17 protein-coding genes are annotated in these 26,809 nt (G+C 76.3%); all 17 read left to right on the top strand.

Annotated features, from left to right (window positions below; translation table 11 throughout):
- Positions 1-4: 4 nt before the first annotated feature.
- From O7625_RS23290 to O7625_RS23370, 17 genes are read left to right on the top strand one after another with little or no spacing between them, the layout of a single operon-like run.
- Positions 5-523, top strand: coding sequence for a phage tail protein (locus O7625_RS23290; protein ID WP_282341528.1), 519 nt, complete (start codon positions 5-7; stop codon positions 521-523).
- Positions 520-1,239 carry a hypothetical protein gene (locus tag O7625_RS23295; protein ID WP_282341530.1) on the top strand — a complete coding sequence of 240 codons (720 nt, stop codon included), beginning with the start codon at positions 520-522 and terminating at the stop codon, positions 1,237-1,239. The genes O7625_RS23290 and O7625_RS23295 overlap by 4 nt, the downstream gene beginning before the upstream one ends.
- A complete protein-coding gene (locus tag O7625_RS23300) occupies positions 1,236-2,069 on the top strand; it encodes a hypothetical protein (RefSeq protein ID WP_282341532.1) in 834 nt (277 codons plus the stop codon). The genes O7625_RS23295 and O7625_RS23300 overlap by 4 nt, the downstream gene beginning before the upstream one ends.
- Positions 2,066-3,352, top strand: a complete 1,287-nt coding sequence (locus O7625_RS23305) for a DUF4255 domain-containing protein (RefSeq protein WP_282341533.1) — start codon at positions 2,066-2,068, stop codon at positions 3,350-3,352. Before O7625_RS23300 ends, O7625_RS23305 begins: the two co-directional genes overlap by 4 nt.
- A complete protein-coding gene (locus tag O7625_RS23310) occupies positions 3,352-5,190 on the top strand; it encodes an ATP-binding protein (RefSeq protein ID WP_282341535.1) in 1,839 nt (612 codons plus the stop codon). The genes O7625_RS23305 and O7625_RS23310 overlap by 1 nt, the downstream gene beginning before the upstream one ends.
- On the top strand, positions 5,187-5,429 hold the full coding sequence (locus O7625_RS23315) for a hypothetical protein (protein WP_282341537.1): 243 nt from the start codon (positions 5,187-5,189) through the stop codon (positions 5,427-5,429). The genes O7625_RS23310 and O7625_RS23315 overlap by 4 nt, the downstream gene beginning before the upstream one ends.
- A complete protein-coding gene (locus O7625_RS23320; RefSeq protein ID WP_282341539.1) occupies positions 5,426-13,000 on the top strand; it encodes a DUF4157 domain-containing protein in 7,575 nt (2,524 codons plus the stop codon). Before O7625_RS23315 ends, O7625_RS23320 begins: the two co-directional genes overlap by 4 nt.
- On the top strand, positions 12,997-13,641 hold the full coding sequence (locus tag O7625_RS23325; RefSeq protein WP_067303927.1) for a hypothetical protein: 645 nt from the start codon (positions 12,997-12,999) through the stop codon (positions 13,639-13,641). Before O7625_RS23320 ends, O7625_RS23325 begins: the two co-directional genes overlap by 4 nt.
- Positions 13,638-14,060, top strand: a complete 423-nt coding sequence (locus O7625_RS23330) for a hypothetical protein (protein WP_197700039.1) — start codon at positions 13,638-13,640, stop codon at positions 14,058-14,060. The genes O7625_RS23325 and O7625_RS23330 overlap by 4 nt, the downstream gene beginning before the upstream one ends.
- Complete coding sequence (locus tag O7625_RS23335) at positions 14,053-15,204, top strand: hypothetical protein (RefSeq protein WP_282341542.1); 1,152 nt, start codon at positions 14,053-14,055, stop codon at positions 15,202-15,204. Before O7625_RS23330 ends, O7625_RS23335 begins: the two co-directional genes overlap by 8 nt.
- Positions 15,201-15,707 (top strand): phage baseplate assembly protein V, encoded by a 507-nt coding sequence (locus O7625_RS23340; protein ID WP_067303923.1) that lies wholly within the window; start codon positions 15,201-15,203, stop codon positions 15,705-15,707. The genes O7625_RS23335 and O7625_RS23340 overlap by 4 nt, the downstream gene beginning before the upstream one ends.
- Positions 15,707-16,051: a hypothetical protein gene (locus O7625_RS23345; protein WP_067303919.1), complete on the top strand. Its 345-nt coding sequence runs from the start codon at positions 15,707-15,709 to the stop codon at positions 16,049-16,051. The genes O7625_RS23340 and O7625_RS23345 overlap by 1 nt, the downstream gene beginning before the upstream one ends.
- Entirely contained in the window at positions 16,048-16,410 is a 363-nt protein-coding gene (locus O7625_RS23350; protein ID WP_282341543.1) for a GPW/gp25 family protein, read from the top strand. The genes O7625_RS23345 and O7625_RS23350 overlap by 4 nt, the downstream gene beginning before the upstream one ends.
- Positions 16,407-18,785 carry a hypothetical protein gene (locus tag O7625_RS23355; RefSeq protein WP_282341546.1) on the top strand — a complete coding sequence of 793 codons (2,379 nt, stop codon included), beginning with the start codon at positions 16,407-16,409 and terminating at the stop codon, positions 18,783-18,785. Before O7625_RS23350 ends, O7625_RS23355 begins: the two co-directional genes overlap by 4 nt.
- Positions 18,782-21,238: a putative baseplate assembly protein gene (locus O7625_RS23360; RefSeq protein WP_282341547.1), complete on the top strand. Its 2,457-nt coding sequence runs from the start codon at positions 18,782-18,784 to the stop codon at positions 21,236-21,238. The genes O7625_RS23355 and O7625_RS23360 overlap by 4 nt, the downstream gene beginning before the upstream one ends.
- A complete protein-coding gene (locus tag O7625_RS23365; RefSeq protein ID WP_282341549.1) occupies positions 21,235-23,358 on the top strand; it encodes a phage tail protein in 2,124 nt (707 codons plus the stop codon). The genes O7625_RS23360 and O7625_RS23365 overlap by 4 nt, the downstream gene beginning before the upstream one ends.
- Positions 23,355-26,786 carry a DUF6519 domain-containing protein gene (locus O7625_RS23370; RefSeq protein ID WP_282341550.1) on the top strand — a complete coding sequence of 1,144 codons (3,432 nt, stop codon included), beginning with the start codon at positions 23,355-23,357 and terminating at the stop codon, positions 26,784-26,786. The genes O7625_RS23365 and O7625_RS23370 overlap by 4 nt, the downstream gene beginning before the upstream one ends.
- The last annotated feature ends 23 nt before the right edge of the window (positions 26,787-26,809 follow it).

Below are 26,809 nucleotides of genomic sequence, written 5' to 3' on the forward strand. Positions count from 1 at the left end.
AGTCATGGTGCAGTTCGCGGTCAACCCGACGCGCTTCGACCCGTACAAGAACTTCAAGTTCCGGGTGAAGTGGGACGGCCGCTACGTGGCCGGGGTCAGCAAGGTCAGCGCGTTGAAGCGGACCACCGAGGTGGTCAAGCACCGCGACGGCGGCAACGCCTCGACCAGTCACAAGTCGCCGGGGCGCACCGAGTTCGAGGCGGTCACCCTGGAACGGGGGCTGACCCACGACGCCGAGTTCGCCCAGTGGGCGGGCCGGATCTGGGCGCTGCACGCCGGGCTCGGCTCGGAGGTGTCGCTGGCCGACTTCCGCCGGGACATCACCATCGAGCTGCTCAACGAGGCCGGCCAGGTCGCCCTGTCGTACCGGCTGTTCCGCTGCTGGGTCTCGGAGTACCAGGCGCTGCCGGAGCTGGACGCCAACGCCAACGCGGTGGCGATCGAGCATCTCAAACTGGAGAACGAGGGTTGGGAACGCGACGAGGCGGTGCCCGAGCCGGCCGAACCCCGGCTCGGGTCGTGAGCGCGGGGCCGCCGCTGACCGAGGTGGAGCTGGTCCACGCCTGGGACCTGGCGCTGGAGCAGCCCGACGACGTCCGAGGGCTGTCGCTGCTCGGCCGGGCCGACGCCGACCGGCTGCCGGTGGGCGAGGTGACGGCGCTGCTGCTGGCCGTGGCCGGCGGCTGGGCGGGCGGTCGGGTGGCGGCCACCGTGGACTGCCCGTCCTGCGCGGAGCTCCTGGAGGTGACCCTCACCGTCGCCGACCTGCTGGCCGCCGCACCCGACCCGGCCACCGCACCGGAGCGCGACGGCCGGTCGTTCACCCTGCGCTGGCAGGGGCACCTGCTCACCCTGCGGCTGCCGACCACCGCCGACCTGGCCGGGGCGGCGCGGGCCGGCGACGCGGCGACTGCCGAACGGTGGCTGTTCGACGCCTGCCTGCTCGACGCCACCCCGCCGCTGACCGACCCGGCCGCCGCGCTGCCGGCGGTGTCCGCCGCGCTGGCCGACCGCGACCCCCTCGGCGTCGTCGCGGTCGCGCTGACCTGTCCGGGCTGTGCCGGCACCACCGAGGCGCTGCTGGACGTGCCGGCCTGGGCGTGGCAGGCGGCCGACACCCGGGTCCGCCGGCTGCTCGACGAGGTGCACCGGCTCGCCCGGGCCTACGGCTGGTCGGAGGCGGAGGTGCTGGGGCTGGGTCCGCACCGGCGGGCCGCGTACCTGGAGCGGGTTCCGTGACCGGCTACCTGGCCGCGCTGGCGGCGCTGGCCGTCGGCACCGCCCCCCGGCTGCGTCCCCGGGGCCACGGTCGGTTCGAGCCGGACCCGGCGCAGGCGGGCGGCTTCGTGACCGACGAGCAGGAGTGGACGACGCCCCCGCCGGTCAGCCGGCCGGTCGTCCCGCAGGCGACGGACCGGCCACCGACGCCCCGCCCCCGGGTCGCGGTGCCACCGCCGCCCGCCCCGGTGGGGACACCGGCCGCGCCGGCCGCCCGGATGCCGGTGGCCGATCCGCCGCCGCCGTTCCCACCGCCCGGACCCCGTGCCCACCACGACGAGGGGCCGGACCGCCCGGCCGCCGCGCCGACCCCGCCGACGGCGGCCCGCCCGCCGGCACCCACGCCGCCTCCCCCTCCCGCGTGGGTGCCCCCCGCCGCCGCCGCGCCGCCGGGCCGGGCCACCCCGTCCCGACCGCCGGCCGTAGCGGCCACCGCGGACCGGCCACCGCAGCCGCCCCGCCGGGACGACCCGGACCGGTCGCCGGCCCGCACCCCCGACCCGTACCCCGTCGTCCCTCCCCCGGCCGTCGCGCCGGTACGCGTCGACGTCGTGCCGCCTCCCGGGCCGCCCGCCGCACCCGGGTACCGTCCCCCGGTCACCCGCGCCGCCGCCCGCGCCCCGGAGCCGGTCACCGTGCACGTGCACATCGACCGGATCGAGGTACGCCTCACCGGCGACCGGCGGCCCCCGACGACCGCCGTGCCGGTCGCCGCCACCACCCCCACCGTCGCCCCGGGGCCGGCTCCGGAGCTGGAGTCGTACCTGCGCGGGTCGGGGGCGACACGATGAGCACCGGGTACGCCCTGGCCGCCGTCACCGCCGTGCTGCGCGGGCAGCTGATGGCGTACCTGCGGGCCACCGGCGCCTCCTCGGCGGTCGGCGGGGTCTCCGTCTCCGCCGGCCCACCGGACCGGGTCACCGTCGGCAACCAGGAGGGCAACCAGGTCAACCTGTTCCTGAGCCGGGTGACCCGGAACCCGACCTGGGCCAACCTCGGCCCGCCGCCGCGCAGCACCGGCGGGGACGACGTCGCCGCGCCGCCGCTCGGCGTCGACCTGCACTACGTGGCCAGCGTCTACGGCCACGACCCGTTGACCGGGGAGATCCTGCTCGGTCACCTGCTGGCGATGCTGCACGAGACGCCGGTGCTGACCCGGGCGGCGATCCGCCGGTCGCTCGCCCCCGACCCGCCCGACCCGACGCTGCCCGCCGCGGTGGCCGACTCCCGCCTCGCCGAGCAGGTCGAGCTGCTCCGGGTCAGCGTCACCAACAGCCCGGGCGGGGAGGAGAGCTTCCGGCTCTGGTCGGCGTTCAGCGCGCCGTACCGCAGCAGCGTCTTCTTCGACGTGTCGGTGGTGCTGATCGACCCGCTGCGCGGCGCACGGGAGCCCCTGCCGGTGCGTGCGGTCACCGCCGGCACCGTCGACGTCGACGGCCCCGAGGTCGACCTGGTCCGGGCCGACGGGCCGACCGGCACCCCGGTCACGGCCGGCGCGACCCTGGTGGTGACCGGCCGCAACCTGGCCGGGCCGGACGTCCGGGTCCGGATCGGGACCGCCTCGGCCAGCCCCGCCACCGCCTCGGCCGGCGAGTTGCGGTTGCCGCTGTCCGCCTTCGACCGGCCCGTCGCGGCCGGGATCCGTGGTCTGGTCGTCACCCACTCGGTGACGCTCGGTGACCCGCCCACGCCCCGGCCGGCGATCAGTTCCGACGCGGTGCCGGTCAGCTACCGCCCGACGATCACCATCGCCCCCGGCGACGTGGTGGTCGCCTCCAGCCGGACGGTCGACGGGGTGGTGCTGCGCACCGGCACGGTCACCGTCGACGTGGTCCCCGAGGTCGAGACCGGTCAGCAGGTCACCCTCGGGCTGACCGGGGCGGGTGGCACGGTGCTCGCCGCGCCCGCCGGCAACGGGGTGCCGCCCGGTGGGCAGCGCACCGGGCGGATCGGCTTCGCCTTCCAGGACCTGCCGGCCGGCACCTACCTGGCCCGGTTGCGGGTGGACGGGGTGGACAGTCCGCTGCACGCCGACCCGACCGGCCGGTACGACAGCCCGGCCGTGGTGCTGTGATGCCCGCCCCGCGCCCGGCCGCCCGCTGGCCCGCCCCACCGCCGGCCACCGGGCACGACGACGGGCTGGCCGCCGAGGTGGACCGGATCCGGCTGCTCCTCAAGGGCGAACCGGCACCCGGGCACCGGGCCGACGGGGCGGCGCTGGGCCGGATCGTCACCGGGTTCGGGCTGACCGCCTTCGAACGCGACGTGCTGGTCGCCTCGGTCGCCGGTGAGCTGGGCCTGCTGGAGCGGCCGGCCACCTTCGCCTGGTGCCTGGACACCCTGCCCGGCGGGCACTGGGACGCCCTGGCCGCCGACCGCCCGCTGCGCGCGGCCCGGCTGGTGGAGCTGGGTGAGGGGCCGTTGCCGCACGCCCCGATCCGGGTCGACGAACGGATCCTGCACGAGCTGCGCGGCGTCGGGCGGCTCGACGAACGGTTGCGGCCCTACCTGGTGGCGTTGCCCCCGCCGCCGGCCGTGCTGCCGGCCAGCCGCCGCCGCGCCGCGCAGCAGCTCTGCGCCGCCTGGCAGGCCGGCCGGCACCCGCTGCGGGTCTGCGGCCCGGACCACGCCGACCGGGTCGACGTGCTGGCGGCGGCCTGCGCGACGGTGGGCCGGGCCGGGCACCGGGTGGCCGCCGCCGACCTGCCCCGCGCGGTAACCGACCGGGACGCCTTCGCCCGGCTGTGGAACCGCGAGGTGGTGCTCGCCGACCCGGTGCTGGTCGTCGAGCTGACCGGCGACGAACCGCCGGACGCGAACGCCGCCGTGGCGCAGCTGCTGCCCCGGCTCGTCGGTGACGTGGTGGTCTGCACGCCCCGCGCCGTCGCCCTCGACGGGGTGGCCCCCGGGCCGACGGTGGACCGGCCGACCCGGGCCGAGCAGCGGGCGCTCTGGCGGGAGCTGCTGCCCGGCCGCACCGGGCAGGCGGCCACCGTGCTGGCCCGGGAGTTCGACCTGGGACACCGGGAGATCCTGGACGCCGCCGCCCCCGGCCCGGCCGGCGACCCGGTGACGCTGGCCCGGGGGCTGGTCCGCGAGCGGGTCCGGCGGGACCTGGACGGGCTGGCCGAGCGGATCGACGTGCGGGCCGGGTGGGACGACCTGGTGCTGCCCGCCCCGGCCCTGGCCCAGCTGCGTCAGTTGACCGCCGCCGCGGCCGGCCGGACGCTGCTGGCCGAGCAGGGCTTCGCCGGTCGGACCGGTCGGGGCCTCGGGGTGGCCGCGCTGTTCGCCGGGCCCAGCGGCACCGGCAAGACCCTCGCCGCCGAGGTGGTCGCCGGCGTGCTCGGGCTGGACCTGCACCGGGTGGACCTGGCGACAGTGGTGAGCAAGTGGATCGGCGAGACCGAGAAGCAGCTGCGGCGGATCTTCGACGCTGCCGAACGCGGCGGCACGGTGCTGCTGTTCGACGAGGCCGACGCCCTGTTCGGCCGCCGTTCGGAGGTGCGTGACAGCCACGACCGGTACGCCAACATCGAGGTGTCGTACCTGCTGCAACGGATGGAGCAGTACCGGGGCGTGGCGGTGCTGACCACCAACATGCGGACCGCCATCGACCCGGCGTTCCTGCGCCGGCTGCGGGTGGTGGTCCCGTTCGGGCACCCCGGTCCCGCCGAGCGGGCCGACCTGTGGCGGCGGGCCTTCCCGGCCGGGGTCGCCACCGCCGAGCTGGACCTGCCCCGCCTCGCCGCGCTGGACCTCACCGGCGGGGACATCCACACCGTCGCGTTGCGCGCCGCGCTGGTCGCCACCGGGGAGGGTCACCCGGTCGGGATGCGGCACGTGCTCGACGCGGTCGCCGCCGAGTACGCCAAGCACGACCGGCCGGCCGACCCCGGGTTGTGGTCATGAACGTCGAGGTCACCGCCATCGAGGTCGACATCCGCCGGCTGGTCCTCACCGGCGTCGACGGGCCGGTCGACGGCACGCTGGCGGCCGAGGTGGGCGAACGGCTGCGTCGGCTGGTCGCCGACCGTGGCCTGCCGGCGGCGGGCACCCCGGCCACCGGCCCGCCGGCGGGCGGCGACCTGCCGACCGTGCTGGCCGAGACGATCTGGACCCGGCTGGTGCCCCCGGCGGTGGGCCGATGACCACCCCCGGCGGACCCGACCGGGCCGCCCACCACACCACCGGCACGCGGGCGGCCGCCGACCCGGCGGTCGACCGCGCGGCCCGGCCGGCGGGGCCTCCCGCGCCGCACCGCGACGACGCCCTCGCCGCGCTGACCCGCGAGCTGGTCGACCGGTACGCCCCGGCGCTGGGCCTACGGCCGGACGCGGTGCGGGTGCGCCTCGGCGAGGCGGGCCGACGGGCCGCCAACCACGGCGCGCGGGGGCTGCTGGCCGACGGCGCGGTGCACCTCGCCCCGGGGTTCGACCCGTCCCGGGCCGCCGGGCGGGCCCTGCTGGTGCACGAGCTGGGGCACCTGGCGCAGGCGGACGCCGCGCCGGCGTACCCCGGGAGGAGGGCGACCGATCCGGAGGCCGAGGCGCGGGCGCTGGCCGACGCCGCTGCGGCCGGGCGGGCACTGTGGACGCCGGTGGCGTGGCTGCCGGCCGGTGCGGTCGCCGCCGACACCGGTGCGGTCGCCACCCCGCCGCGACCGGCCACCCCGCCGGCCGCCGACCGGGCACCGGCCGGCGAGGACGGGACGGGGCCGCTGGAGGCGGAGCTGGGCGCGCTGGTGGACCGCCGGTACCGGGCGGAACGGTCCCGGCTGGTCGACCTGCTCGACGGTCTCTGGGTCTCCGGCGACGACGTGCGCGGGTGCCTGCGGATCCTGGACACCCTGCCGTTCGTGGTCGCCCGCAGCCTGGTGCACAGCCTGCCCGCGGCCCGGCGCACCGACCTGGCCGGCAACCTCGACGACGACCACCACCGGGCCTACCCGCGCGCCGCGCTGGCCGCCCTCGGCGGGCAGACCCCCTACCTGCTGCGGGTGCTGGAGGCCGACAACGTGCACGGGTTGGCCACCGACGGGCTCGACCCGGTGCAGCGGCGGACCGCGCTGAACGTGCTGCGGGCGCTGCGGACCAGCGTGCTGCGGGAGCTGCTGGGCGGGGACCGCAGGGCGCACTTCCGGGCCTTGCTGGCCGAGCGGCCTCCGGCGGGCAGCGACGCCGACGCGCTACGGGAGCAGGTCACCGCGCTGCGGGACGCGCAGACCGACGACGCCCGGCTCGACCGGGACGCCGACCTGGGCGCGCGGCTGCGCCGCATCGAACGGCTGGTCGGCGACCGGCAGGGCGACGAGGCGCTGCGGCTGCTGGCCGAGCTGGCCCCCGGCGCACCCACCGCCGGCACCCCGACCACCACCACGGCGGCCGGCGCGGGACCGCCCGAGCCGGGGCCACGGCTGCGGTACGTGGTCCGCCGGCTCGACGACAGCGGTCACGTCGACACCCTGCTCGACCACCTGCCGTGGGAGGAGAAGCGGGTCGACGCGCCGCTCGGCCCCCGGCTGCTGGTCGTCCTCGCCGCCCGCCCGGAGCACCGGAACCTGGCCCGGGTGGAGGGGCTGCTGTCGTACGGGCTGTTCGACTGGGCGATCCGCGATCACGAGGCCCGCTTCGCGTACCTGCTGCTGCGCAGCCTCCCACTGGCCACCCAGGACCGGTGGCGACGGCTGGACCAGGGCAGCTGGTTCGACCGGTTGGAGGAGAACATCCCGGCCGGGGACGTGCTCGGTGGCGGCTACACCGGCGTGGGCACCCTCGCCGAGCCGTGGGACCGCCGCCGGCGCAGCGCCGGGCAGGTCGACGCCGAGCGGCTCGTCGCCGACATCCACCGGATCGTGCAGGGTGGTCTGGACGGGGTGAACGCCGTCGAGCTGGTCCGCCGGTTGATCGGCTACGACCGGCCGACCGGCGCGACCGCCGGCCCGGACGCCCGGGGCCGGGAGGCGTTGCGGACCGCCGTGCACCGGTTGGACGCGCTGCGCGACCTGGACCGCATCCTCGCCGCCCTGCCGGACGCCTACCTGACCCACGAGACGTGGCGGGCCGAACTGCTCGACCTGCTCGCCCTGCGCGACCCGGCGCACCTGGAGCGGCAGGCCCGCGGCCTGCTGGCGATCGGGTTGACCGACTGGGCGGTCAACCCCCGGGAGGCGTGGCTGGCGTTCCAGCTGGTGCGGAACCTGCCGCTGGCCGACCAGGCCCGGCTGGCCGCCGACGACCCGGACCGGTGGGCCCGGATGCAGTCCGGGATGACCCCGCAGATGCGGGCCTCCCTGGCCGTCACCGCGATCTCCGGCCCGCGCCGCGTCGAGGCCCGCGACCAGCTCCGGGACCGGCTGCGCGACGACCGGCTCTGGCGGGCCGGGCGGGCCACCGAGCTGCGCTCGCTGATCATCCAGGCGTACGCGCTGGACGACCGGCGGTGGGTGTTCCTGCGCTCCCGCGAGGTCCGCGCGGACCTGCTGCCCGCCCTGGCGACCCTGGTCGCGGAGCTGCGGCTCTACCACGCCACCCGAAGGCCCTCGTTCGAGCCGGAGGCGCTGCGCACCGACGGCCTGCCGACCGTGGTCGGTGACCTGGCCCGGCTGGTCGCGGTCGGGCTGAAGCTGCTGTTCCTCAGCCGCACCGGGCTGAGCCTGTTCACCGACGAGGTCACCGTCGACGAGTTCGACCTGCACGACGCCCAGTGGATCAGCGGCGACCTGGGCGGCGCCCGGCTGCGCGACACCGACCGGGAGCGCACCAACCGGCTGTCGCTGTCGGTGGACGCCCGGCAGGGGGTGCTGCGGATCCGGCTGCCCCGGCTGGAACTCGACGGGGTGAACCGCACCTTCACCGGCAGTTCGCTGCGGACCGGCCGGGTCACCCTGACCGACCTGGACATCGTCGCGTCGTTCTCCGACCGGGGCTACGACCGGCCGGTCGGCGCGCAGGCCGGGATGGGCTCGTTGAGCGTCGCCGACGTGGTGTACGCCAGCGACGGGCTGCCCGGCGGGCTGCTCGGGTTGAGCCGGTTCGGGCTGTCCACGCTGGCCTTCCGGGCCGGGGCCACCGGGCAGGAGGACCTGACCGAGCCGGGCCGGCACGGCTGGGTCGGCATCCCGGTCATCGATCCGCTGATCCACCTGCTGCACAACGTCATCTCGTTCTACGGCGGCCTGCCGTTCCTGTCCAAGATCAGCGACGCGCTGCTGGCCCCGTACACCGCCGGGGCGCCGTTCCTGGCCCAGCAGTTCACCTCGCTGACCGCCGGGGAGATCTTCACCCCGCTGGCCAACGCCACCATCGGACTGCTCACCGACGGGGTGTTCCGGCCACCCCGTGGGGTCGGCGAGCGGGTCACCGACGCGGCCGAGATGATGCACTCGCTACGGGTCAGCTTCTCCAGCGCCACCGCCGAGGGGCTCTCCTTCGCCGGCCTGCAACAGATCGGCCGGATCGAGGTGGGCCGCACCCTGATCGGGGTGGCCACCAGCCTGCCGGCCCGGCTGCGCGCCGAGCGGGAGTCGCTGCGGCTGCGGCGCGACACCGCCCCGCCGACGGCCCACCCCGCCCTCGACGAGCGGCTGCGCGCGGTCGACAGCCGGCTCGCCGAGCTGGAGCCGGCGGAGCGGGAGCTGCACCGGTTGGAGGCCCGGCACCGCTGGCACGCCGAGTCGCTGTCGGAGGCCGAACGTCGCCGGCTGGTCGAGCTCTCCGACCAGCTGCGCCAGTCCGTCGGCGGCGCGGTCGACGTCGGCGGCATCCGGGTCACCGGGCTGACCGGCCGGGTCGAGGCCGCCGGAGTGGAGATCGATCCGATCCACGCCGAGGCGTCCCTGCCGTCGCGGGCCGGGGAGTACCTGCCCGACGACGAGCTGATCACCCGGTTCCGCCGCGACCGCCGGCCCGCCGACGCCGCGACGACGGCCCGGGGCAGCACCGGGTCGGCCACCCTCGCCGGGGTACGGCTGCTGCCCGGCCCGGCCGGCGCACCGGCGCTGCGACTGACCGCCGGTGCCCTGCCCACCCGGGCGGACGTCACCGCCCAGCTCGCCGCGCTGCCCGACGAACCGCGCTGGGCGGACCGGCGGGCCGAGCTGACCCGCTGGCTGACCGACCTGGACCGGTTGCGGGAGCTGGAGTCGCTGGCCGCCGAGCCGGTCGACCCCGCCGGCCGGTACCTGCCGGGGCACCGCACCCGGGCCCAGGAGCAGGAGCTCCAGCTGCTGCGGGAGCGGGCCGGCCGGTACTTCGGCGTCACCGTCGGCGGGCTGACCGTCGGCGGGCTCGACGTCGCCCTGGACCCGGCCACCCTGGGGGTGGAGGTGCGGTTGGCCGAGCTGACCGCCACCGACGTCCGGGCCGGGGCCACCGCCGTCGAGCGGCTGGCGGCGTCCCGGCTGCGGGTGCGCGCCGACCTCGACACCGTCGGCGGCGGCCGGCTCCCCGCCGAGCTGGCCGGCCCGGCCGCCGCCCAGGGGTTGCCGGTCGGCCGGACCGCCGTCGGTTTCGGCGTCGGCGAGCTGGCGGTGACCGGGTTCTCCGGCCCCGGCGTGCAGGCCCAGCGGATCGCCTTCACCGCGCCGGCCCGCGCCGACGGCACGCCCGGCGAGGCGATCCACGGGCGGGTGCTGCCCGACGGCGACGACCTGCGCCTGCCCGACCTGGTGGTGGAGCAGACCGAGCTGACCGGGCTGGCCATGAGCTCCCCCGGCCGCAGCCTCTACTCCCGGGGCAGCACCCGGATCGGTCGGATGAGCCTCGACGTGCGGGTCCGCACCGGCGTGACGGCCACCGGCCGGCAGGTCCGTGGCGCGCTGGTCCGCAACCTGGTCATCGACCGGATCGACGCCGACCGGATCGGCATGGACGTCACCGACCCGGCACCGGGGATGAGCGTCGAGGTGGTCTCCGGCGCGCTGATCGGGGTGCGACTGCGCGATCTCGACGTGGACCTCACCGGCGAGGAGCTGACCTACACCGGGCGGCTCACCGTCGGCCAGCTCGACCGGCTGCGGTTCAGCGTGGTCTCCCGCGCGGTGCAGGGCGGCCCCACCACGATCACCGGCACCGTGGGCGGCCGGGCGGCCACCCCGAACGCCGCCTCGGTCACCGTGGACCTGATCCGGGCCGGGCCGCACCAGGTCGACCCGGTGACCGGCCGGATCGTCAGCGACCCCACCGACAGCCAGCGCATCCAGCTCGACGGGCTCACCCTGACCGACACCACCCTGCGGACCCCGGACGGCGCGGTCACCGTACGCCGGGCCGGGCTGGGCGGACGGCTGGTCACCGAGCGGGCCGGCGGGCTGCGCTTCGAGGACGTCGGTCCGGCCCGCATCGAGCTGGGCGCGATCGACTGGCGGGCCGGCGACGGGCGGATCGTCTCCCGGGGGCCGACCGTGCTGGACGGGCTGACCGCCAGCGGACGCTGGGACAGCACGCCGGAGCAGCGCGACGCCGCCGGTCGGGTCGTCCCGGCCACCGCCGCGCTGCACCTGGAGCGGCTGCACGTCGCCCGGGTCACCGGCCGGGACCTGCGCTACCGCGACGGGGTGCTCGACGTCGGCCTCGGCCGGCCCGAACCGCTCCCGGCCGGGGAGCCGGACCGGCCGCCGCTGGAGATCCTCGACGTGGACCTGCGCGGCCTGCGCTGGTCGGCGGCGGCGGGGGTGACCGCCGGGCGGCTCACCACCGGGGCGACCCGGGTCGAGATCGCCGGCCGGATCGACGCCGCGCTGCACGTCGACGGCGCGTTGTGGGCCGCCCAGCTCACCCTCGCCTTCGGCCGGGGTGGCCGGATCCAGGCCCGGGTGGTCGGCGGTGAGGCTCAGCTCGGCGTCGGCCCCCGCCCCGGCGAGCACGACCAGCAGGTCAGCATCCAGGGGCTGGACACCGGCGTGGTCAGCGTCGGCCCGGACCACATCGAGATCGGCCCGGACGGGCAGCCGGGGCTGAGCCTGGCCACCATCTCGGTGGACGCGCTGAACTGGCAGGGCGCGGCGCTCGGCCTGCGGATCCCGTCGGGCGCGGGGGCGATCACCCTGCTCGGCATCAGCGCGCGGGCCCGGGTCGACCTGTACCCGGCCGGCACGCCCGGCGGCCGGTTCCGCCGGCTGCTGCTGCGGGAGCTGGTGGTGCAGCAGACCCGGGCCAGCGGGCTGCTGGTGGACCTGCACGACGGCGTCACCATCCGCCTCAACCCGGACATCGAGGCGGTGCTCGGGGAGTTGCGGCTGGTGCCGGCCGCCGGGCAGGACGGCTTCCTGGTGGAGGCGACCCGCACGGCGGAGGGGATGCGGATCCTCGGCGGCCTGCGGATCGGGGCGATCGAGGCGGCCCGGGTCGGCTTCGACATCGGCACGTTCCTGTCCGGCGGTACGGCCGACTTCACCGCCGGTGGGCTCAGCGTCGACTTCCTCGACCACGGCGGGCTGCGGCTCAACCTGGCGCAGCCCACGCTGACCGCGATCAGCGCCCAGGTCACCGCCGACCCGCGCCGGCAGCTGCTGTTCCTCGGCGCACCGACCGGCCGCCCCGAGTACGGGCTGCGGTTCACCTCGATCGGCTACGAGCAGGACCCGGCCGGGCCGGACGGCACGACGGCCCCGGGCAAGCGGATCGCCGTCCGCGGTGGCGAGGTGACCGGGCTGAGCTTCACCGACAGCGGGCTCGGGTTGTACGTCTTCGTCGAACAGGGGCTGCTCGGCGACCTCACCCACGACCTGACCAGCGGGTCGGGTGAGCTGCCGTCGCTGGACATCCGCAACGCCCGGTTCGTGCTGGACCTGGCCACCATGCTCGGCGGCGGCTCCCCGATCCCGGCCCCGCCGCCGGCCCGGACCACCAGCGCGCAGCGCCGGGCCGCCCTGGCCGGGAAGTGGGACGCGCTGGTCCGGGTGCTCGACGCCTACCGCATCGGCGAGGTGCTGGACAGCCTCAACGGGCACATCGACTTCGACGTGACCCACGACGGGTTCCTGTGGGGCGAGCGGAGCTGGGAGGTGCGGCTGACGTTGCGTGACGGCGCGGTCGACTACCGCCGGCTCACCGGTGCGCTGCCGTGGTGGACGCCGGGCCGGTTCATCGTCGAAGGCGACGACCTGGTCTACCGGGTGCACCTGCCCAGCTTCGCGGCGGAGGGCGCTCCCCCACCGGACAGCGACGTCGACCTGCTGCGGTGGCAGCTCGACACCGGCGAGGTCAGCCAGGCCCGCACCGAGCACCTGGTACGCCTCAACCGGCTGCTGCGACCGACCGCCGCGTCCCGCGACGACCTGCTGCACACCATCGCCGACGTGCAGAGCGACGAACCGTCGACCGGCCCGCCCGGCATGTTGGCGATCGGCAACGTCGACGTGGACCTGTCGGTCAACAACCCCCGGGAGATCACCCTGCCGCTGGGCGGCGGCAACGAGATCGTGCTGGCCCCCGACGCGCTGGTGCACCTCGCCGTCGGCGGCGGGGTACGCCGGGCCGCCGGTGGTGGCGGTCGGCCGGGTCGGCTGCGGCCGGTGTCGTTGCAGAGTGCCACGGTGGCCCGGGTGAACCTGCTCTTCGACGGGCTCGGCCTGTCCACCGGGCAGATCCGGATCACCGAGCTGGCCGACTGCACCGTCGACTTCAGCGGGTTGGACCCGCTGCTGATGCAGGGCCGGATCACCCGGGCCGTGGCGGAGCGGATCCGCTGGCGGCGTCCCACCTCTGGAGGCACCCCGTGACCAGTCCCCTCAGCCCCCGGCTGCTCCGCGCCGGCCTGGTCGTGCTCGACCCGGACAGCGGACGCAGCCGTCGGGTCATCACCCTGCAGTACAACCCGGACTCGTTGACCCGCGGCTTCCAGCTCAAGACCGCCGGGGCCGAGGGCGGGGCGCGGGGCGAGGCGTTGCGGATCACCGGCCCGCCGGTGCAGACGCTCACCCTGGAGGCCGACCTCGACGCCGCCGACCAGCTCACCGACCCGGACACGGTGGAGCTGGGGCTGACCGCCCAGCTCGCCGCCCTGGAATCGCTGGCCTACCCCAGCCTGGCGGCGGTGCAGGACGCGGCGGCGCTGCTGGCCGCCGGCACCCTGGAGGTGGTGCCACCCCCGGCGCCGCTGGTGCTGCTGGCCTTCGGACGACGCCGGCTCTGGCCGGTACGGATCACCGAGCTGACCATCACCGAGGAGGCGTTCGACCCGATGCTGAACCCGATCCGCGCCAAGATCCGACTCGGTCTGCGGGTGCTGACCGTCAACGACGTGGGCACCGACGGCCGGGCCGGTGGCCTGGCCATGGCCGCCCACCAGCAGCTCGAACAGCTCGCCGGCCGGGCGCGCGGCGGGCGGCTGGCCGACCTCGGCATCGACCGGCTGCCGTGAGCGACCCGACCGACACCGACCCGGCCCTGGTCGCCGCGCAGAGCCGGGTCGCGGAGACCCTCTTCGCCGCCACCGGCGCGGGTGGCGTCGGCACGCCGGCCCCCGGGGCGGTCGCCCCGGACAGCCGGTACGCCGCCGTGGGCACCACGGTCACCGTCGACCCGGACACCGGCGAGGAGATCGTGCACCTGCGTCGCCGGTTCGTGCCCCCCGCCGAGCGGCTCGCCACCGCCGGTTGGGAGCCGGTCGCCGACGGGGACCGGGTGGACCTGCTGGCCGGGCGTACGGTCGGCGACCCGACCGCCTTCTGGCAGCTCTGCGACGCCAACGGCGTCTTCGACCCGGCCGAGCTGGAGCAGCCGGGCCGGGTGGTCCGGGTGGCCCTGCCCGAGGGGTTCCCGGGAGGTGGCGATGCCTAGCGGGGTGCGGTTGCAGGTGCTGACCGGGCCGTTGACCTTCCGACCGGCCCCGCTGGAGCTGGTGGCGGCGGTGCAGGAGGCGCAGGTCACCGAGAACGCCGGCCAGCGCTCGGGTTTCCAGCTGCGTCTCGCGCTGGGCCGCGGGTCGCTGGTGGAGCGGATGCTCGCCGACGGCGGCCTCGACCCGCCGACCCGGATGCTGCTGGTGCTGCACGTCGACGGCCGGCCGCAGGTGCTCTCCGACGGGGTGGTCACCCGGCACGACGTGGCCCGCAGCAACGACGCTGGCGCGTCGACGCTGACCCTCACCGGGGTGGACGTCAGCCAGATGATGGACCTGATCGACCTGTCCGACCTGCCGATGCCGATGCCGGCCGAGGCCCGGGTGCTGACCCTGCTCGCCCCGTTCGCCGCGTACGGGGTGGTGCCGATGGTGGTGCCCAGCGTGCTGGTGTTCGCGCCGAACCCGGTGCAGCGGATCCCGGCGGTGCGCGGCACCAGCTTCGCGTACGTGTCGCAGCTCGCCGACGAGGTGGGCTACACGTTCTACGTCGAGCCGGGGCCCACCCCGGGGATGAACACCGCCTACTGGGGGCCGGAGGTGCGCGCCGGCCAGCCGCAGCCGGCGTTGACGGTCAACGCCGACGCCGGCGCGAACGTGGAGTCGCTGTCGTTCTCCTTCGACGGGGTGCAGAAGACCGTCTACCTGCTCACCGCGTTCCCGGAGCAGGTACGGGTGCCGATCCCGCTGCCGGTGCCGGACGTCAGCCCGCTCAACCCGCCGCTGGGCCGCAAGATCCCGATCCCGCTGTCGTACCGGCGGATGAACGTCGGGCGGTCCAACCCCGACGGCACCGACGACGCCACGGCCCGGATGGACGTGGTGCAGACCCTCGCCCGGGGCCTGGCCCGCGCCGCCCAGTCGGCGAACGTGATCAGCGGGTCCGGGTCGCTGGACGTGCTGCGCTACGGCCGCCTGCTGCGCTGCCGGCGGCTGGTCGGGGTTCGCGGGGCGGGCCGCGCCTACGACGGCGAGTACGTGGTGCGCAGCGTGACCACCACGGTGAAGGCCGGCGAGGTCAAGCAGCGGTTCACCCTCGGCCGTAACGCCCAGATCTCCCGCTCCGGAAGGGCACAACCATGACGACGAGGTACTACGGCAAGTATCGCGGCACGGTGGTCAACCACCTCGACCCGTTGCAGCAGGGCCGCATCCAGGTGACCGTCCCCGACGTCACGCTCCCCCCGTCGAGCTGGGCGATGCCCTGCTTCCCGCTGGCCGGCATCCAGGCGGGCATGTTCGCCGTGCCGTTGCCGGGCACCGGGGTGTGGGTGGAGTTCGAGCAGGGCGACGCCGACCATCCGATCTGGACGGGCTGCTGGTACGGCTCCAAGGCGGAGATCCCGGCACTGGTGTCGTCCGCCCCGCCGCCCACCCCGCCGATCGTGTTGCAGACCCCCGGCCAGGCCACCCTGATGATCTCCGACGCCCCCGGCCCGACCGGTGGCATCCTGCTCAAGACGCTGACCGGGGCGATGATCTCGATCAACGACACCGGGATCATCATCTCCAACGGCAAGGGCGCCTCGATCACCCTCGTCGGCCCGACGGTGGCGGTCAACCAGACCGCGTTGACGGTGACCTGATGCCCGGCCCGCTGCTGCACGTCGGGGCGGTGCTGACCTGCCCGCACACCGGCCCGGTCACCCCGCAGACCGGCAACGCGCGGGTGCTGGTCAACGGCCTGCCGGTGGTCACCGCCACCGACGCCTACCCGGTCACCGGATGCCCGTTCCAGGTGCCGGTGGGCGCGGGCACCAAACCGCAGCCCTGCGTCCAGCTCCAGTGGACCACCCCGGCGGCCCGGGTGCTGGTCAACGGGCAGCCGCCGGTGCTCGGCACCAGCGTCGGGCTCGGGGTCAGCGCGGAGGGCGTCCCGCAGGGTCCGCCGACGGTGGCCGGCGTCCAGGTGCGGGCGGTGGCGACATGACGTACCCGGCGTTCCCCTGGCGGCCGGACAACCGGGGCCGCTCCGGCCTGGCCGACCCGCAACGGCACGTCGCCGACCTGGTGGAGGCGGTGCTGTTCACCGCGCCCGGCGAGCGGGTCAACCGGCCGGACTTCGGCGCCGGCCTGGGCCAGCTGCTCTTCGCCCCGGTCGACGACGCGGTGGTGGGCACCGCCGAGTTGCAGGCCCGCAGCGCGTTGCAGCGCTGGCTCGGCGAGCTGATCGAGGTCGACGACGTCCGCGTCGACCTGGCCGAGGCGGCGGTGCGGGTGCACGTCGGGTACCGGCTGCGGGCCACCGGCCGGCCCGCGCAGGTGTCGGTGGAGAGGGGCGACGGATGAGTGTGCGGTGCGACGACGACGAACGCCGGGCCGAGGTGGCCCGGCCCGGCAGCGCGTTCAACGGCATCGACTGGGTCGAGGTGGACGCCGCCGACCAGCGGCTGCTGCGCGTCGGCTTCCTGCACCCGCTGCCCGGCCAGCCCGGTCAGGTGCCCGCCGGGGCGGCACTGGCGGTGGGCAACGTGCTGGTCGACGGCGGAGTCCGGATCACCGGCGTCCGGGTGCTCAGCGTCGCCGCCACCGGCGCGGAGCTGACCGTCCGGGTGGACCGGGCCGGGGACTTCTCCCCGTACACCCTGCGGTTGGTGCGCTCGGCGGTGGACGACCGGGTGCCGCCCGGTTTCGACCCGGTGCTGTCGGCGCAGACCTTCTCCTTCAAGGCCAACTGCCCCAGCGACCTGGACCCGGCCCCGGCCGCCCCCACCGTGGCCCCGCCGCCGGCGACCACCGCGCCGACCGACTACCTGGCCAAGGACTACGCCGGGTTCCGGCGGCTGATGCTCGACCGGCTCGCCGCCCTGCCCGGCGGATCCGCACGGCACCCGGCCGACCCGCTGACCACCGTGGTCGAGGCGTTGGCGCACGTCGCCGACCGGCTGTCCTACCGGCAGGACGCCGCCGGCACCGAGGCGTACCTGGGCACCGCCCGCAGCCGGATCTCGGTACGCCGGCACGCCCGGCTGCTCGACTACGCGGTGCACGACGGGTGCGCGGCCCGCGCCTGGCTCAGCGTCCGGGTGGCCGCCGGCTCCGACGTGGAGAGCCGGGGCGTGCCCGCCGGGACGCCGGTGCTGGCCGCCGACCGGGCCACCCCGGCGGTACGGCCCGCCGACGCGGCGGCGCTGCTGGCCGGCGGCGCGACCGGCTTCGAGACGTTGACCCCGCTCGCCCCCCGCGCCGCCCGCAACGAGATCGCCCTGTACGTGTGGGGCGGCCGGGACTGCGGCCTGCCCGTCGGCGCGACCCGGGCCACCCTGGTCGACCTGCCGGCGACCGGGCTGGCCGCCGGTGACCTGCTGCTGCTGGAGGAGGTGCTCTCCCCACGGACCGGGCGGCACGCCGACGCGGATCCCACCCACCGGCAGGTGGTCCGGCTGGTGTCGGTACGGCCCACCACCGACCCGGTGACCGGGGTGGCCGTGCTGGAGGTCGAGTGGAGCGCCGCCGACCGGCTGGCCTTCCCGCTGACCGTCACCGCCTCCGTCGCCGGGACGGGCACCGACCACCTGGTGACCTGCGCGGTGGCGCGGGCCAACCTGGTGGCCGTGCAGCACGCCATCGCGGTGTCCGGGCAGCTCCCGGCCGCCGCCGAACACCGGTGGCGGCCGGTGCTGACCGCCGATCCGGTGGCCTCGGCGGTGCCGTTCCGGACCGACACCCCGGCCAGCCAGGCCCTCGACCAGGATCCCCGTGCCGCGGTGCCGCTGATCCGGTTGGAGACCACCGAGGGCAGCTGGCGGCCCCGCCGGGACCTGCTCAACGCCGACCGCTTCGACCAGGGTTTCGTCCCGGAACGCGAACGCGACGGCCGGGTGGCGCTGCGGTTCGGCGACGACGTGTCGGGGCGGCGGCCGCCGGCCGGCACGGTCTTCCAGGTCGCCTGGTGGCGCGGCGGCGGCGCGGCCGGCAACCTCGGCCACGACGCGCTGACCACCCTGGTCACCGACCGGGTCGGGCTGCTCGGCGCGACCAACCCGCTGCCCGCCGTCGGCGGCACCGACCCGGAGGACATCGAGCACGCCCGGCAGCACGCCCCGGTCGCCTTCGCCGTCCAGGAACGGGCGGTCACCACCGCCGACTGGGTGGCGGCGGCGCGGCGGCTGCCCGAGGTGGCCAACGCCACCGCCCGGGTCCGCTGGACGGGTTCCTGGTGGACGGTCTTCCTCACCCTCGACCTGACCGGCGGGCAGCGGCTCACCGACGAGCCGGAGCTGGCCCGCCGGCTGGCCGGACGGCTCGACCGGTTCCGCGTCGCCGGGTACGACCTGCAACTGCGCGACCCGGTGGACCTGCCGGTGGAGCTGCGGCTGTGGGTGTGCGTCACCCCCGGCGCGTTCCGTTCCGATGTCCGCCGGGCCCTGCTGGACCTCTTCTCCGCCCGCGACCTGCCGGGTGGGGTGCGCGGCTTCTTCCACCCCGACCGGTTCAGCTTCGGCACCCCGCTCTACGTCAGCCAGCTGCTGGCCGCCGCGGTCGGTGTCCCCGGGGTCACCGACGTACGGGTCACCGAGCTGCACCCGGTGGGGGTGGCGGCCGGTGGGGAGCTGGCCGACCGGGTGCTACGGGCCGGCGACACCGAGGTGATCCGCCTCGACAACGACCCCAGCGTGCCGGAGCACGGCATCCTGCACCTCGACCTGGTAGGTGGACTGTGACGGCACGAGTGGGCCGGGGGCCGAACCCACCCGGCCGCAACGGCATCGCGTACCGGCTGGGCCGGCAGGCCGACTTCGCCGCCGACCTGGTGGCCCGGCTGGGGGGCCGGCCGGAGCTGGCCGGGCTGACCACCCGGGAGGTCGACGACCCGGCCGTGGCGCTGCTGCACGCCTGGGCGACCACCCTGGACGTGCTCGCCTTCTACCAGGAACGGATCGCCAACGAGGGGTTCCTCGGCACCGCCACCGAACGCGGTTCGGTGCTGATGCTGGCCCGCGCGATCGGCTACGAGCTGCGCCCCGGGGTGGCCGCGACGACGTGGCTGTCGTTCACCGTCACCGCCACCCCGGGCGCCCCGGACGGGGTGCCGATCCCGGCGGGCAGCCAGGCGCAGAGCGTGCCCGGCCCCGGCGAGCTGCCGCAGGTCTTCGAGACGGTGACGCCGCTGCTGGCCCGCCCGGAGCTGAACGCGGTGGGGCTGCGGGTCACCGCGCCCCGCGCGCCCCGCCCCGGCGACGCCACCCTGCACCTGGCCGGCACCGACACCGTGCTCGTCGCGGGCAGCGTGCTGCTGGTGCTCGGCCCCGACTGGTTCGACGTCCGCCGGGTGCGCGCGGCCGGCGCGGTGCTGCCGGCGGCGGCCACCGCGCTGGACGGCGGTGCGGTGGTGCCGGCGTACACGGTGGTCGGGTTGGACGCGGCGGTGACCGCCCGGTCGCTCGGCGCGGAGCTGCACCAGCCGGGGCGCGAGGTGCAGGTGCACCTGTTGGCGCAGCGGGCGGCGCTGTTCGGGCACCAGGCGCAGCCGTGGTCGGCGCTCCCGGTGGCGCTACGGGTCGGCGAGCTGAACCCGGGCACCAACCAGGTGCTGCCGGGGGCGTACGCCACCCGGAAGGACACCTGGGTGGACGCCCCGCTGGGCAAGGACGAGCGGGCACTGCACCTGGACCAGTCGTACCCGTCGGTCGTGGCCGGGTCGTGGCTGGTGCTGGAGACCGCCGGGGTGCCGCAGCTGCGCCGGGTCGACGCGGTGGCGGAGCTGCCGGTGGCCGACTTCGGCATCGCCGCCCGCACCACCCGGGTCACCGTGGCCGGCGGTGACTCGAACACCTTCTCCCGGCGCACCACCACGGTGCTCGGCGACAGCCGGCTGCTGCCGCCGGCCGACCCGCCGCTGACCACCCCGCTGGCCGCGACGGCGACCCTGGAGCTGGCCCGGCCGACGCCGGGCCTGGAGCCGGGCCGGCCGCTGGTGCTCACCGGTGTCGACCCGGCCGGCGAGCCGGTCGGCGAGGTGGTGACCGTGCTGCGGGTCCGGGACGCGACCACTGTGGACCTGACGGCGAACGTGGCGCGGCGGTACCGGCGCGACAGCGTCCGGGTGCTGGGCAACGTCACGTCGGCGACCCACGGGGAGAGCCGGGCGGAGGTGCTCGGCGGCGGTGACGCGCGGCGGGCGTTCCAGCGGTTCACCCTGCGGCACGTGCCGCTGACCCACGTCCCCGCCGCGACCGCCAGCGGCTCCCGGACCACCCTGGCGGTCTGGGTCGACGGGGTGCGCTGGCAGGAGGTGCCGGCGCTGCTCGGGCAGGCCCCCACCGCCCGGGTCTACACCGTGCGCCGGGCCGACGACGGCACCGTCACGGTCACCTTCGGCGACGGCCTGACCGGGGCGCGGCTGCCCTCCGGGCAGGACAACGTGGTGGCCACCTACCGCAGCGGCATCGGGCGGCTGGCGGACCTGGCGCCCGGCCGGCTGACGATCCCGCTGTCCCGGCCGCTGGGCCTGATGGAGGTGGACAACCCGGTGCCCGCCGCCGGGGCCGACGACCCGGAGGGGGTGGACCGGGCCCGCCGCAACGCGCCGCTGGCCGTCCGGACCCTGGGCCGGGTCGTCTCACTGGACGACTACGCCGACTTCGCCCGCGCGTTCGCCGGGATCGGCAAGGCCCGCGCGGACCTGGTCTGGGACGACGCCCGGCAGGTCGTCCTGCTCACCGTCGCCGGGCCGGACGGGGCGGAGATCCCGCAGAGCGCGCCGGTCCACGCCGACCTGCTGCGGGCCCTGGACGCCGCCCGCCAGGCGGCGGTGCCGGTGCGGATCCTCGGCCACCACCGGCGGCGGGTGGCGGTGACCGCCCGGCTGCTGCTGGCCCCCGGGCACCGCTTCACGCTGGTCGCGGCCGCCGCCCGCGCCGCGGTGGTCACCGGGCTGAGCTTCGACGCCCGCGACTACGCCCGGCCGGTGCGCGCCAGCGAGGTGCAGGCGTTGCTGCACGGGGTGCCCGGTGTCGCGGCGGTGGTGCTGGAGCTGCTGCACGACGCCGAGCAGCCACCGGAGCGCCTCGACGTGATCCCCGCCGCCCCCGGCCGCCGGGTCGGTGACCTGCTGCTCCCCGCCGACCTGCTCACCGTGGACGCCGGTGACGTCACCCTGCTGGAGGCATCGTGAGGGCCGAGGAGATCTGGAACCTGCTGCCGGCCGCCCTGCGCAGCCAGGACGAGGCGGCCGGCGGGGTGCTGCACGCGCTGGTGGAGGTGCTGGCCGAGCAGGCCGTCGCGCTCGACGCGGACATCGACCAGCTCACCGACGACTGGTTCGTGGAGACCTGCGCCGAGTGGGTGGTGCCCTACCTGGGTGAGCTGGTGGGGGCGGGCCGGCTGCATCCGCTGGCGGACGGCACCGGGCTGTCCGACCGGGCCCGGGTCGCCGACACCATCCGGTTCCGGCGGCGCAAGGGCACCGCCGCCGCGCTGGAGGAGCTGACCCGCGCCAACACCGGCTGGAGCGCCGCGGTCGTCGAGTTCTTCGAACGGCTGGTGGTCACCCAGCACGTCAACCACGTCCGGTCCGCGCCGGCCACCGCGTCGATCCGGGCCGCCGCGCCGCTGGAGCTGGTCGGCGGGCCGTTCGAGACGGTCTGCCGGACGGTGGACGTCCGGGCCATGGACACCGGGCAGGGCCGCCCCACCATCGGGAACATCGGCCTGTACGTGTGGCCGCTGCCGTCGTACCGGCTGGACCGGGCCACCGCAGCCCCGGCGGTCGTGCCGCCGGACGGCCGGTGGTGGATCGACCCGGTGGGGGTGGGCCGGCAGCTGACCGGCCCGACGGTGACCGAGCCGGACATCGACCACCGGGCCGACGAGGCCAACGTGCCCGGCCCGCTGCGCCGCCGGCCGTTGCGCGACGAGCTGGTGGCGCTCGCCTCCGCCGCGCCTCCCCCGCCCGAGCAGCGGCGCTGGTTCCGCGACGACGACCCGTCGCTCGTGGTGTGGATCCAGCCGACCCCGGCCGACGAGCTGCGGCCGGTCCCGCTGGACCTGCTGCGGATCTGCGACCTGGCCGGGTGGGAGCTGCCGACCGGCAGCGTGGTGCGGGTCGACCCGGTGCGCGGCCGGGTCACCGTCGCCGCCGGCCGGCCGGTGCACCGCCTCGCGCTCTCCTGGTGGTACGCGTTCAGCGCCGACGTCGGTGCCGGCCCGTACCCGCGCCGGGGTGACCTGGGCACCGCGGACGGCCCGGTGGACTGGCAGCTCGCGGTGAGCGTGACCGAGCCGCCGCGCGCCGGGGAGGTGGTCGCCTCGCTCGGTGAGGCGTTGACCGCCTGGCACGACTTCCAGGCCGCGCACCCGGGCAGCACCGGCCGGATCGTGGTGCTGGACAGCCACCGTTACCGGGAGAACCTGGCGGTGCGGGTGGGGCAGGGCAGCCGGTTGAGCGTGCTGGCCGCGCAGTGGCCCCGGCCGCCGGACCGGCCCCGCCGGCAGGGCGACCTCGATCCGGTCGGGGTGCGCCCCTGCCTGCTCGGCGGGGTGACGGTCACCGGTGTCGGCGTCGGGGACCGCCCGGGTGAGCTGGTGGTCGACGGGCTGCTGGTGGTCGGGTCGGTGACCGTCGCCGCGCCCGGTGACGGCGGGCCCGGCCTGGGCCTGGTCGAGCTGCGGCACTGCACCGTCGGCCCGGCGGCGACCGGACTCACCGTCACCGCCGGCAACGACCGGACCCGGGTGGTGGTGCACCGCTGCGTGACCGGCGCGTTGAGCACCACCGACGGCCCGCTGACCGTGACGGACACGCTGGTGCACGGCCCGGTCGCCGCCGGGGAGGCCGCGGCGGAGCTGGGCGGGGTGACGGTGCTCGGCACCACCGCGGCGCGGGTGCTGACCGCCACCGACTGCCTGTTCGACCAGCCGGTGACGGTGGCCCGCCGGCAGCAGGGGTACGTCCGGTTCAGCTACCTGTGCCCGGGGTCGGTCACGCCGCGCCGTTACCGCTGCCAACCGGACCTCGCCCAGCAGGCCCACCCCGGTGACCCGGACGTGGCCACCCGGGTCGGACCGGCGTGGGCGAGCACCCGCTACGGCGACGCCACCTACGGCCGGCTCGCCGCCACCGCCGCCGTCGAGCTGCGCACCGGTGCGGAGTCCGGCGCCGAGCTGGGCGCGTTCCGCCGCGCCCTGACCCCGCAACGTCTCAACAACCTCACCCTCGCGCTGGCGGAGTACCTGCCGCTGGGGCGGGTGGCCGCTGCCCTGCCCGTCCTGCCGACCGGAGGAACCACACCATGAAGGGCGACATCAGCCGCGTCACGTTCGACCAGCGGCGGCACGCGACGAGCGTCCGCAAGCAGCAGGGCCGGGTCGACCTGGACGCGGACTGGAACGAACAGCAGGACATCCAGGCGCACCTGCGGGCCACGGCGCTGACCGACGTGGTCGGCCCGGCCGGTGCGCCGGTGGTCGGCGGGGCGTTCGGGTTGACCGGTGGGACGGGCCTCACGCTGTCGGCGGGCCGGTACTACCTCGACGGGGTGCTCTGCGAGAACGACACCGCGGTCTCCGTGTTCGGCCAGCCGGACCTGCCGGCGACCGGGCCGTTCGTCCGTAAGCTCGACGGCACCTGGCTGGCCGCCGGCGCCCCGGTGCCGCCGGGGGTCTACGCCGCCTGGCTCCAGGTGTGGTCGCAGCACGTGACCGCGATCGAGGACCCGACGCTGCGGGAGGTCGCCCTCGGCGGCCCGGACACCACCACCCGGCTGCGGACCGCGTGGCAGGTGCGGTTGTTGCAGGCCGGGCCGCCGAACACCCCGGTCGGCTGCGCGGACACCCCACCCGGCTGGACGGAGCTGACCGCCGCCTCCACCGGCACCCTCGCGGTGCGCGCCGACCCGACGGGCAGCGCCGGCGGTGACTGCGTGATCCCTACCGGGTCGCCGTACACCGGGTTGGACAACCAGTTCTACCGGGTGGAGATCCTGACCGGCGGGGCTCCCGGGGCGGCCGGTTTCGTCTGGTCCCGGGACAACGCCGCCACGGTGGCCACCTGGGAGAGCATCGACGTCGACGTGCTGACCGTGAAGGTGCCCGGCCGCGACGGCAGCGCCGGCTTCACCAACGGCTCCTGGGTGGAGCTGACCGACGACGGCCGGGAACTCAACGGTCTGCCCGGCACGTTGGTGCAGGTCGACCGGGTGGAGGGGGACCGGATCGTGATCCGGCCGGGCACCGCCACCGGCAGCCTGGACCGGGCCGACTTCCCGTCCCGGGCGCGGGTCCGCCGCTGGGACGGCCGGGGCACCGTGCCGGCCGGTGGGGTGGAGCTGGACCTGGAACTCGGCATCAAGATCCGGTTCTCGGCGGTGGGCAGCTTCCGCACCGGCGACTGGTGGTCGTTCCCCGCCCGGTCGGCGCTGCACGACGTCCAGTGGCCCCGGGTCGGCAGCACGCCGGTGGCGCAGACCCCGCACGGGCCGCGCCGGGCGCACGGCCGGATCGGTGTCGTGAGCTTCGACGGCAGCCAGTGGAGCGTGCTGCGCGACTGCCGGCCGGTGTTCGCCCCGCTGACCGGCCAGGCCACCCTGAGCCTGCTCGGCGGGGACGGCCAGGAGGCGGTGCCGGTGCCGGCCAACCCGGCGGCCCTGGTGCCGCTCGGCCACGACCTGGTCACCGGGGTGGCCGTCGGCGGCCAGCCGGTCGCCAAGGCCCGGGTCCGGTTCACCGTCACCGGCGGCGCGGGCCGGGTCACCGCCGGGGCGGTCACCGCCACCACCGTCACCGTGGAGACCGGCACCGACGGCCGGGCCCGCTGCGGCTGGCAGCTCGACTCCGCCGCCGCCACCCAGGAGGTCACCGCCCAGCTCCTCGACGAGGCCGGGCAGCCGGTCCACCTGCCGGTGACCTTCACCGCCGCGCTGTCCCGCGCCGACCGGGTGTCGTACGACCCGACCGGGCGGCCGTCGCTGGCCGGGGCGACCACCGTGCAGGCCGCCATCAACCAGCTCGCCGCGTCCGCCACCGGCGGCTGGGCGACGATCACCCTGCGGCCCGGCATCGACTGGGTGCAGGCGCTCAACACCCTGCCCGCCGGGGACGTGCTGGTCTGCTTCGCCCCCGGCCTCTACACCAGCACCGTGCCGGTCACCTTCACCGGCCGGGCCAACATCCGGCTGCTGGGCAGTGGGCCGGCCAGCCGGGTCCGGGTGCAGGGCCAGGAGTTCGCGCTGATGTTCGTCAACTGCGGCACCGTCTCGGTGTCGCACCTGGCGGTGGAGACCCCCGGACCGGCCGCCGCCGAGGGACGGCTCGGCCCCGTCTCGGCCGTCAACTGCGCCGAGGTGACGATCGAACACTGCCAGCTCACCGGGGTGGCCGGCGCGTCGCCGCAGAGCACCTGTCTGACCGTCCGCAACGACCAGGGCACGCCGCCCGGGAAGGTCCGGGTGCTCGACTCGGACTTCCTCATCGGCCACGGCCAGCAGGGTGTGCTGCTGGTGAACCCGGACCACGCGGTGATCACCAGGTGCCGGTTCTCCTGCCCGCCCCGACCGGCGTCGCTGACCCTGGCCGAGCTGGTCAAGGACGAGAAGTTCCGCAGCCAGCTCGCCACCCAGCTGGTGGGGCGGCTCGCCCTGGACCGCGACGACCGGCTGGAGACGGGCGAGTGGAACACCGTGATCCGGGTCGGCCGGTGGGGCGTGCGGATGAACTCGATGGTCCCGCAGAGCGAGTGGAAGACCCTGACCACCCTGCGTCCGCCCACCGTGGAAGACCAGCGCACCGCCGACGCCGCCGAGGCGTACGTGCTGCGGCTGGCGGACCTGGCCACCGAGGACCCGGCGCAGCTGCCCTCGTACAAGCGGCAACTGGCCTCGCTCAAGGGACGGCTCGGGCAGAACGCCGGGCGGATCTTCGACACCGACGAGGGTCGCCAGACGCTGCGCGACTACCTGGTCGGTGAGGGGATCGACGTGCGGGAGGCCGACGACATCGCCCGCGACCGCCGGGAGGTGGCGCTGCCGGTGCCCGGGGCGAGCCTGCGTTTCGACTCGGCGTTGAGCCAGGGCGCCTGGGAGGCGGCGGTGGCCGCGTCGCCGCCGTCGCGCCCGGTGCAGACCCCGTCGGCGGCGGCCCGGCACCTGCGCAGTGTCGCCGACCGGATCCTGCTGGAGCCCGCCTTCGGCGAGAAGTACGCCAGCGGGTACCGGCAGGAGCTGACCGCCGCGGCGGAGGTCTCCGTCGGGGCCTGCGCGGTGGTGATCGGCGGAGGGACGGCGGTGGGCGACGTGGAGGTCTCCGACTGCCGCTTCGACCAGGTCGCCGAGGGCGTCCACATCGGGGTCTCCTACCACAAGGGACCGCCGATCCAGGGGCGCACCATCCGGGTCACCGGCAACGACATCCACCTGTACAAGGCGTGGTGGCGTCAACCGGGCACGATCCGGGGCATCAAGATCGGCAGCATCCGGCACGTGTTCGTCTCGGACAACCGGATCTCGGTGACCGCCGGGACGGGCGTCGGCATCTGGGCCTTCGCCGCGGGTGGCCCGATCATGGCCATCCGCGACAACCTGGTGCAGAACTGCGAGCCGGCGATCCTGTGCAACCCGTCCTGGAACGGGGCGCCGGCGAAGCGGCTGTGGTCGGTCACCGACAACGTCTCGTCGAACGGCGCCATCCAGGTGAGCGGGGGTGCCCGCAGCTCCGGCAACGTCAGTTGAGCTGTCGCCTCGCCGACTGCGGT

The organism is Micromonospora sp. WMMD714 (assembly GCF_029581315.1).
GTDB lineage: Bacteria > Actinomycetota > Actinomycetes > Mycobacteriales > Micromonosporaceae > Micromonospora > Micromonospora rifamycinica.